Annotated in this window: 8 protein-coding genes; 3 read left to right on the forward strand and 5 right to left on the reverse strand. The window is 38.5% G+C overall.

Annotated features, from left to right (window positions below; genetic code table 11):
• Nucleotides 1-268: 268 nt before the first annotated feature.
• Nucleotides 269-1975, forward strand: coding sequence for a YgiQ family radical SAM protein (locus tag D6734_10315; protein ID RMF93318.1), 1707 nt, complete (start codon nucleotides 269-271; stop codon nucleotides 1973-1975).
• Here the strand turns inward: D6734_10315 and rsmG are convergent.
• The gene (gene rsmG / locus D6734_10320) at nucleotides 1964-2659 is read right to left on the reverse strand and encodes a 16S rRNA (guanine(527)-N(7))-methyltransferase RsmG (GenBank protein RMF93319.1); all 696 of its coding nucleotides are present in this window, start codon (nucleotides 2657-2659) and stop codon (nucleotides 1964-1966) included. The two genes, D6734_10315 and rsmG, sit on opposite strands and share 12 nt — an antisense overlap.
• Nucleotides 2656-4548 (reverse strand): tRNA uridine-5-carboxymethylaminomethyl(34) synthesis enzyme MnmG, encoded by a 1893-nt coding sequence (gene mnmG / locus D6734_10325; protein ID RMF93320.1) that lies wholly within the window; start codon nucleotides 4546-4548, stop codon nucleotides 2656-2658. Before mnmG ends, rsmG begins: the two co-directional genes overlap by 4 nt.
• 328 nt (nucleotides 4549-4876) lie before the next feature.
• On the opposite strand from mnmG, the gene D6734_10330 reads away from it, so the two are divergent.
• Nucleotides 4877-5383: a gluconokinase gene (locus tag D6734_10330; protein RMF93321.1), complete on the forward strand. Its 507-nt coding sequence runs from the start codon at nucleotides 4877-4879 to the stop codon at nucleotides 5381-5383.
• An 81-nt stretch (nucleotides 5384-5464) separates the two neighbouring features.
• On the opposite strand, the gene gnd is transcribed toward D6734_10330, so the two are convergent.
• From gnd to D6734_10345, 3 genes are read right to left on the reverse strand one after another with little or no spacing between them, the layout of a single operon-like run.
• Nucleotides 5465-6376 (reverse strand): decarboxylating 6-phosphogluconate dehydrogenase, encoded by a 912-nt coding sequence (gene gnd, locus D6734_10335; GenBank protein ID RMF93322.1) that lies wholly within the window; start codon nucleotides 6374-6376, stop codon nucleotides 5465-5467.
• Between the two features lie 27 nt (nucleotides 6377-6403).
• Complete coding sequence (locus tag D6734_10340) at nucleotides 6404-7102, reverse strand: hypothetical protein (protein ID RMF93323.1); 699 nt, start codon at nucleotides 7100-7102, stop codon at nucleotides 6404-6406.
• A 21-nt stretch (nucleotides 7103-7123) separates the two neighbouring features.
• On the reverse strand, nucleotides 7124-8968 hold the full coding sequence (locus D6734_10345; protein RMF93324.1) for a hypothetical protein: 1845 nt from the start codon (nucleotides 8966-8968) through the stop codon (nucleotides 7124-7126).
• Nucleotides 8969-9204: 236 nt separating this feature from the next.
• Between D6734_10345 and D6734_10350 the strand changes: the two genes are divergently transcribed.
• Complete coding sequence (locus tag D6734_10350) at nucleotides 9205-9693, forward strand: exonuclease (GenBank protein ID RMF93325.1); 489 nt, start codon at nucleotides 9205-9207, stop codon at nucleotides 9691-9693.
• The last annotated feature ends 346 nt before the right edge of the window (nucleotides 9694-10039 follow it).

Genomic DNA, 10039 nt, shown 5'->3' on the forward strand with positions numbered 1-10039 from the left:
ATCTCAAAAAAATCTGGGAAAAGAAGGGCATTATTCTTTTTGAGATTAAATATCCTGCCTGACAAGCCCCATAAGCATGATTTAGTATTGCTGTGTAGATCAATGAAAAATATATTTAAGAAACGACTGTCTCCTATTGGCTCTTTTTGTTTCTACATTTGAAAATATCCGCCATTTGCAATAACTAATAGCTAAATTGTATAAGATTCAGTAAGTCAGATATTCTATAAAAAAATTAGTGACATTTACACACGCATTAGAAGAAATGATGTTTTTACCAACAACAAAAGAAGAATTAAAAGTCCGTGGCTGGGATGCCCTTGATATAATAATCGTCACAGGAGATACATATATCGACAGTCCCTTTATAGGTGCATCTGTCATTGGAAGATATCTTGCAAAAGCAGGATTCAAAGTTGGCATAATAGCTCAACCCGATATTCATACAGATAGAGATATTTCAAGATTAGGTGAGCCAAAACTTTTTTGGGGTATAACTGCAGGTGCAACCGATTCCATTGTTGCAAATTATACTGCCATAGGGAAGAAGCGCAAAAACTGTGATTTTACTCCCGGCGGCAAAAACAATCGAAGGCCTGACAGAGCAACAATTGTTTACGCAAATTTAATCAAAAGATATTTTAAAAAAACAAAACCGATTGTCCTTGGCGGTATAGAAGCAAGTTTACGGCGTATAGCCCACTATGATTTTCTTGAAGACAAGATACGCCGTTCTATCCTCTTTGATGCAAAGGCGGATGTGCTCGTCTATGGAATGGGCGAGAGAGCAGTACTTGAATTAGCGAAAAGAATAAGAAGTAACGAGGATTTTAAAGATATTGAAGGCATTTGTTATATATCAAAGGAAGCTCCTGACGATTATATCGCGCTTCCCTCCTTTGAGGATGTAAAAAGGTCAAAAGACGAATTCGTCAGGATGTTTATGATTTTCTATGAGCATAACAAAGTTGTTTCAAAAAAAGGACTATACCAAAAAACAGGTGATAGATATTTGATATGTAACCCGCCTGCAAAACCTCTGACTCGAGCCGAGCTTGATGAAATATATGAAATGAATTTTACCCGAGAGGTTCATCCTTACTATTTGCGCAATGGGAAGGTAAAGGCGCAGGAGACAATAAAATTCTCCATCACCACTCATCGCGGATGTATTGGTGAATGTAGTTTTTGCTCGATACCGATTCATCAAGGTAATATTGTTTTATCGAGAAGCCAAAAATCTATCATTAAAGAAGTTGAGAAGATTGCATCTTTAAAAGATTTCCATGGTTATATTACTGATGTAGGCGGACCGACTGCAAATATGTATGGGATCGAGTGTGCAAAGATGAAGGATTTTAAGAAATGCATCAAAAAAGAATGCCTTTATCCCAAGATTTGTTCCCATTTGAAAATTTCACACAAATCACAGATAGATCTTTTGAAAAAGATATCCATTATTAAGGGAGTGAAAAAGGCATTCGTTGCTTCCGGTATTCGCTATGACTTGGTGATGGAAGATAGTGAGTATGGAGAAGAATATCTTGATTCACTTATTGCTGACCATATTTCAGGACAAATGAAGATTGCCCCTGAGCATACGCAGGAGTCTGTTATGAAATATATGAGAAAATGCAATGTGAAATATCTGTTGCCCTTTTGCAACAGATTTCGCGCTTTAAATAAGAGATATGGGAAAAAGCAATATTTAACATTTTATATTATTGCCGCTCATCCGGGATGCAGTAGTGCAGATATGAAAAAATGCAGGGAATTCTTCTCGAAAAAACTGCATTCAATCCCTGAGCAAGTGCAGATATTTACTCCTACTCCTTCAACATTATCGACGCTAATGTATTTCACAGGAATAGACCCTCGAAGCGGAGAAGAGATATTTATTGAAAAGAAGATTAAAGGGAAAGAAGAGCAGAAAAAAATTATGGTTCATAAGAAACGACAGAAATTAAGAAGGTAGTTTCGTCAAAATCGTCAATGTGCGCTTTGTCCTCGACTTTGGCAGAAGATAGGATATTTCTTCAGAGACTTTGAATTTGCTTTCAACTACCATCTTTTTTTCCTCTCTCGTGAATTTTCTATAGAGAAGAACAATTCCATCATCTGCTATCAGCTGATTCATTGCCGTTAAAATTCCCAAATCAGGTTTTACTGCCTTGGTTGTGATTATGTCGATTTTTTCTTCAATCAATTCTTTAGAATCAATGAAGGGGAATCTGCTGGAATGTATTTTTATATCTTCCAAATCGAGAATGCGCGTTATATGTTTCAAGAAATTCACTTTCTTCGTTTTGCTCTCAATCAGATGCATTTTAAGCTGTGGACGAAGTATCTTTAAAGGAATTGCAGGGAATCCTCCTCCTGAGCCAATATCAAGCAATGTAGAATTTTGTGATAACTTCTCAATTTCCCATTTTATGGGCATACAGGAATCATAAAGCTGTTTTTCAGCCAAAGCCATAGCATCATCTGTCCCTGTGAGGTTTATCTTTCTATTCCATTTGAGGAGTTCGGAAAGAAAGACAACCATCTTTTCCATCTTTGATTTGTCTTGTATGTATCTTGCTACTTTGAAAACTTCTTTTACAGATGTTTCGACTTCAGGAGCAACAGATTCCACTTTAAGGTTTTTCTCACGATTCATAAAATTGCCTCTTTTTGTTGTGAATCCTTAGATAACTTTTTTACATATACCATTAGTATTGAAATTGCCGCAGGCGTAACTCCAGAAATACGCGATGCTTGACCAAGCGTCATCGGTTTTATCTCTTCCAGCTTTTCAACCACTTCTCTTGAAAGTCCGCCTATCGAGGAATAGTCAATTGTCGATGGTATTTTAATCCTTTCAAGTTTTTCCATCTGATCTACAAGTAATGACTGCCTTTTTATATACCCTTCATATTTTATCTCAATTTCGACCTGTTGGGCAACATCTTCCGGCAAAGAGTTTAATCCTGCTATAGGCTCGAGCTTTTTCAAATCGATTTCCTGCCTTCTCAATATTTCAGCCAATGATTGCGGAGTTTTTAGAGGTGATGTTCCAATTGACTTCATAAATTTATTTGTTTCCTTGTCAGGATTTATTATTCTATTTTTCATAAAAAATATCTGTTTTTCAATTTCCTTTCGTTTTTCGATAAATTTTTTGTAGTTTTTTTCATCGATCAAACCGAAGCGGTATCCATAGTCTGTCAATCTCATATCTGCATTATCCTGTCTCAACAGGAGGCGATGCTCTGCCCTTGATGTAAACATCCTATAGGGCTCTTTTGTGCCGAGAGTGACAAGGTCATCGATGAGCACTCCAATATATGCCTGCGAGCGTTTCAGAATAAACTCCTCTTCACCTCTAATTTTCAAAACTGCATTGATGCCAGCCATCAATCCCTGTGCCGCTGCCTCCTCATAACCTGATGTGCCGTTTATTTGTCCTGCATGGAAGAGTCCTTCAACTGCCTTTGTTTCAAGAGTCGGTTTCAGTTGTGTGGGATATGCAAAATCGTACTCAACGGCATAACCGGGATGAACGATTCGTGCATTCTCCAACCCTTTGATTTTATGAATAAATTCAAGTTGAACATCTTCAGGCAGACTTGTTGAGATTCCATTTGGATAGATGAGAGGTGAATCTTTCCCTTCAGGCTCGAGAAATATCTGATGTGATGATTTTTGAGGAAATTTTACCACTTTATCCTCAATTGAAGGGCAATATCTGGGACCAATTCCCACAATTATACCAGAATAAAGGGGAGATTTATCTAAATTTCTCTTGATTATCTTGTGAACATCCGAATTTGTATGTGTTATATAACACACCGCACTGTTTTCAGGAATTTTCGATGAAAAGTGGGAGAACTTTATCAAAAAATCATCACCTTTTTGTTCAATAAGTTCGGAAAAGTCAATACTTTCCCTCTCAAGACGAGGAGGTGTCCCAGTTTTGAGGCGTCCAAGTTTTATGCCAATCTTTTCAAGACTTTTTGATATACCATTTGAGGCAGGATCACCAAGCCTTCCTCCTTCTTTTTGAGTTAAACCAAAATGCATCAAGCCGCACAAGAATGTGCCTGTTGTCAAGATTACTGCTTTACTCTCAAATCTTCTGCCGTCGTTTAATTTGACCCCCACAATCCTGCTCTTTCTTGTCAGTACTTCTTCCACTTCACCTTCAATCAATGTCAAACCTTCCTGAGTGAGCAGGGCTTTTTTCATTCTTTTAGAATAAGCATCCTTGTCTGCCTGCGCGCGAGGTCCCCACACAGCAGGTCCTTTTTTTGTGTTTAGCATTCTGAATTGGATTCCAGTATCATCTATGGCTTTGCCCATCTCGCCGCCCAATGCATCGATTTCACGAACAAGATGACCCTTCGCAACTCCACCGATTGCAGGATTACAGGACATAAGAGCAATTCTGTCTGCATTGATTGTAATTATTGCAGTCTTAGCGCCCATCCTTGCCGCGGCAAGCGCCGCTTCACAGCCGGCATGTCCTGCGCCTACGACAATGCAGTCATATGTTGAGTAATCATTCATTTTTTTTTCTTATACTTTCAAAAATGACTATCGATTCGCAATAAGCTTTAAATCAAGGATGGATAATATTTATTTAATTGAAAGATGTCAAACCAATGTTGTTTCCCTACTGTGTCTTCTTTTTTTTCTTCTGCTTCATAAAAAAAGCAGTGCGTGGTATTGAATGAAAATTCCACAGTTTTTGCTCCCTTCCAGATGCCGTAGTGAAATAAAGATATAATTTTTAAACAACTGAAAGAAAAATCTGATAATCTTATCCAAGAGAGGATTTGTAAAAGAATTTTTTTGCATTTAAAAGAATCAGAAATTATTTGACAGAAATGGGACTATGAAGAAGGACTGCAAAGCTGTAATAATTGGCGGAGTGGCAGGCGCTGGCAAAACGACTGTTGGAAGAATCTTGGCACAACGCACTGGATGGCCCTTTTTCGACGGCGATGATTTTCATCCTCGAACAAATATTGAAAAGATGTCTTCGGGAATTCCTTTAGGCGATGATGACCGACTGCCTTGGCTTGAGAAGATTAGATCAAAAATAAAGGAATCATTATTAGAAAGGCAAAATATAATTGTTGCCTGTTCATCGCTCAACAAGAGATACAGAGATATCATTCGGGGAAATTTGGAAGGTGTCCAATTTTTTATTCTTGACATTGATTATGAAACAGCTTTTCAAAGGATTTCTGAGCGTGAAAATCATTTTTTCAAGGGAGAGATTCTTAAAAGCCAGTTTGATGTTTTAGAAATAAGTGATGATGTATGCGTGGTTGATGCCGCAAAATCTCCCGACGCAGTAGCCAATGAAATTTTAAGACAAATTGAATCCGTTTTCTAAAAATTACCTAAAGGTTATATGCAGTTGTGCCATCTTGAAGTGGGGGGGTGAAAATTACTCGAAGGACGGAAAGATAAAAAACTATTCTTTTTCCTTTATCTTGTGTCCGCCAAATTTTTTTCTTAGAGCAGATATCATCTTTAGAGCAAAGGACTCGTCCTGTCTTGAAGCGATTCGTTTGAAAAGAGAGTGAGATATTGAATCAAAAGGAATATTATAGTCGATTGCTTCTCTAAGTGCCCATCTGGCTTCTCCCGAATCTTCAACATAGTCTTCAATATTTATCAATTCAGGATAATCCGAAAGGGCTTGCGCAGTCAACTCGATAAGAAATGAACGAATGATACTTCCATTTGACCATAGATGTGCAATCTTTTCAAGGTCAAGCATTCCCTTATAGGGTCCATTGTGAAGCAATTCAAATCCTTCTCCAATCGCTTCCATCATTCCATATTCAATTGCATTATGCACCATCTTGACAAAATGGCCGCTCCCGCTTTTTCCAGTGTAGAGATATCCATCTTTGCAGGCAAGGGCTTCCATAATTGAGGTTGTTTCATTGAAGGCGTCCTTTTCTCCGCCAATCATCAGGCAAAACCCGTTCTCTTCCGCTTTTACACCTCCGCTGGTGCCAACATCGAGGAAAAAAATGTTTTTGTCTTTTAGATATTTTGCTCTTCTGATTGAATCTCTGAAATCAGAGTTTCCCCCGTCTATGATAATGTCACCTGCTGTAAGGTCTGCCTGAAGAATTTCATCGATTATCTTATCTACTTCTTCACCTGCAGGCACCATTATCCAAATTATCCTTTGAGGGGTAAGACTATCTACAAGATCATTTATCGAGGAGTTCAGTTGTAGGCCTTCAATTTTTTCAAGCTCTTCTTTATCAGGAGCTATGTCATAGCCAGCTACATTGATCCCGGCTTTGCACAAGCGTTTTGCTATAATCTTTCCTATCTTGCCAAGCCCTATTATCCCGATTCCTTCCATCTCTTTTCCCCACTTCTTTCCTGCTATCTAAACCATTGCTCGTGCCAATTTGTCAGCAACTTCCTTACCAAAGGTCTTTTCAAGCCACTTTCTTTCAGGTTCCCGTTCAAACATTATTTTTATCATGTAGCTGCGTCTGTATGCAATCTGTTTTGCTTCTTCATCGCTTACCGCTTTTTCTTCCTCAATGATTTTCATTTCAGCATCGAGATACTTGTAAAAGAGAGACCACACCTTCTCTTCATTTTCTAAGTCAGTGGCAGACATAAAAAAATATGGCGAAGCAGTTGCCCTAACCCATGAGCGGTTTGAAAGACGCCAATTGAAATAAGATGCATTTTTTTCTTTGAGATAAATTTCTGTGAGCGGCTCATAATATTTATCAATATAATCCTGCCGTATTGCAAGGTCAACAGCAGGATATAGGTCAACATCGAATTGAATCTTTTTCTGTTCCGCCATTACATTATAGTTGAAAGAATACATCGGTATGTTGAAGTTTGGTCGGGGCTTTATTGTCACATTGATGTATTCCATACCTTTCATTGGCATAAACTCTGCAAATGACACCTTCTCGATTTTTTCTGATTCATAGGCCTTCAATGAGCCAACTTCTTCTCCTTCAAGAGTGTAAATTCTTTCCAAATCCTTGAATTCTTCAATTTCGACAAGTTCAATTTTTTCAGAAATCCTTTTGAAGATTTCCTTTGTAAGTTCCTTTTTCAATCCATTTCTCCTTTTTAGTTTTTAAGTAAATCTCCTCAGCCCAAGCTGATTTACCTTTTCTTCTCTTAAATCTCCATTTCTTTTCCAAGAGCGCTTTTCGTAATATTCTTTTATCATCTCGTCCATTTGAGGCAGATGATTTGCCGCAGGTCCTTGTCCTCTTTTTAGCGTTAAGAACCTTTTGGGTAGGGAATCTTCAGAGGATTCCAATCCAAGTTTTCTATTTATGATATGTTTCAAATTGAATATACGTTCTCCATCGAAAAGCATTGAATCGATATCTTTATTCATCCCTGTTGCCAAGTTGAACCACTCATTGACTTCCTTTGCGCTGATTCCTTGAAAATTTTCAGGGCTATAATACTGCGCATATCCTGCCTGAGAAAAGATGCAAAGTACCAATGAATTTAGAAGTGTAGAATAGTTTTGCCTACGCACAACCATTTCAGCCGTTCCTTCTGCCTCGAACCTGATTTTGAGAAGATCTGCGAAATCAGACTCCCCTATGCGCGGATTGGAGGCAGAAAGGTGACTTGCGCCTCTGTTGTCAGTTGCGTATGTGAGAGCCATAAAGTTGTGTGTGCGCGGATCATGAGCAGGTATTTCCAGCCCTTTGGTATGAAGAGCAAATTCTTCAGCTCTTCTCCCAATGAGCTTTGCCGCCCGCTTTGTGCCTTCTGCCAGAATTTCGCCAAATCCTTCTCTCCTGCAAATCTTCTCTAACATCTCTTTTGCCGCCTCTCCATTGCCAAATTCAAGCTCTATGCCGTCAGTATCTTTCTTTGAAATAATGCCTTCCTCGAAGCATTCCATTGCGAAGGAAAGGACGCCGCCTGCTGAAATTGAATCAATTGCATTGCGGTTGCAGATATCGTATAACTCCTGCACCACAGCCATATCGATTATTCCAAGCTGTGAGCCAAGGGGTGCAAAAGATTCCCAGACGGATTGTCTTATTCCTTTGAGTGTGTTCGATTCTACACATCCAGTCCTGCAGCCAGAGCATAGGTATGGTTTTGCTTTCTCAATATGTTTTTCCACTTCTTCAAGAAGCGCTTCTTTGAATCCGGCAAGATCACCTTTCCGCCAATTTTCAACACCGTGCCTGCCATCATCTACAAATCCTGAAAATACGAAGCGGGCTTTTTTAAGGCAATGTTCTTTTTCTGTGATAAGCGGAGGAAGTTTTTCCTTTATTGATTCAATAAGGCGGCTTTCATCATAAAGCTTCACCTTTTTGCTTCCCTGCACTGCGACTGCCTTGAGATTTTTTGACCCCATAAGCGCTCCAAAACCGCATCGTGCAGCCATTCTCGATGCAGAACCATCATTGAGAATACTTGCAAATTTCACGATGTTTTCACCAGCAAGTCCAATTGAAGCTACTTTAGTTTTATCGCCAAGTTCATCCTTCAAAATTTTATCGGTTTGCCAACAATCTTTGTTTTTCAAGTGAGATGCATCTTCAATTGATACCTTTTTGTCTGAAACATATAAATAAACCTTTTTTTTTGCTTCCCCTCTTATAATTAGTGCATCGTAACCCGCCTGTTTCAGTCCTTTACCCCAATTTCCCCCTGAATAAGATTCTCCCCAGAGATGGGTAAGGGGTGAAATGCCTGCAACGCAGTGTCGTCCACTCCATGGGACGATTGTCCCTGTCAATGGTCCTGTCGCAAATACCAGAGGCGCATCTTCATGAAGGGGAGATAGATTTGGCTTGAAAAGTTCAGCTACGATTTTAGCGGCAAGCCCCCCACCGCCGATGAAATTTTCTGCATCATTTTCGTTGAAGTCTAAGAGAGTGATTTTTTCCTCACTAAGATTTACATCGAGAATTTTTCCCCTATAACCACCATATTTCATTTTGATTGATATTGTGAGAGGTTTTTTATTCCTTTTTTCTATAAATTTTCAGCTAAGTCAATAGACAAATCTTTGTATGCAGACAGGTCACCTTCAGCATTCCATCAGCAATTGTCATAAGAGTTCTTCGTCCTTAACACTACCATTGCCAATTCTATTGCTAATTGCTATAGATGATTAAACTTCCTTTATTTGAATTCTCTATTTTTGGTGATGAATAAAAGTGGAATTTTAAGATGCCTAAAAAAGCTTATCTTGACATTGAGACAACAGGACTGAATCCGGCTAACAGTGAGTTGACTGTAATTGGAATAATGATTGAAGACGATGAAGAGCAGGAGATTATTCAACTTTTTGGAAAAGATATCACAGCAGAAGAACTACTCGATTATTTGAATGGCGTCGATACTCTTTATACATATAACGGGAAACGGTTCGACTTGCCTTTTATAAAAGCCAAACTGGGAATAGATTTGGAAAAGATTTTCAGACACAAAGATTTGATGTATTCTTGCTGGAAGAATAATCTCTATGGAGGTTTGAAGGTTGTAGAGAGGAATCTTGGAATTGGTAGGACGATTACTGATGTTGATGGCTATAAGGCAGTTCAACTATGGCGAAATTATGAACGCTATGGTTCATATGAATCTTTGGAAAAACTCCTCGAATACAACAAAGAGGATGTTCTCAATCTGAAGGTATTGAGAGAGATGTTAGGGGTGTAGGTGTATCAATCCTTGTAAAGGACTAAGCAGATATAATCATTTCCCAATTAGTTGAATTTATAATTTAACTAAATTTAACTATTGGAGAGGATTTCAGTAAGATTATGCTTCAAAAATCCATCAATTTAAACTGCAAATCCCTTTAATCGTTTCTAAAAGCAAGTCTTGTTCTATTTCCTCCGGTGTCTATCAACGAATAAATTGAAAGCCAATTCACTTTCTCATAATATCATAATAATGCCACCACAGTCATCTTTCCCATAAGCCAACCTTATGTCCATACATTAGAAGAATCCTGATTAAAACCTTTCTTCCCATATGCCATATGAACGCTCGTAATGTTATC

The sequence above is a fragment of the Candidatus Schekmanbacteria bacterium genome (assembly GCA_003695725.1).
Taxonomy (GTDB): Bacteria; Schekmanbacteria; GWA2-38-11; order GWA2-38-11; family J061; genus J061.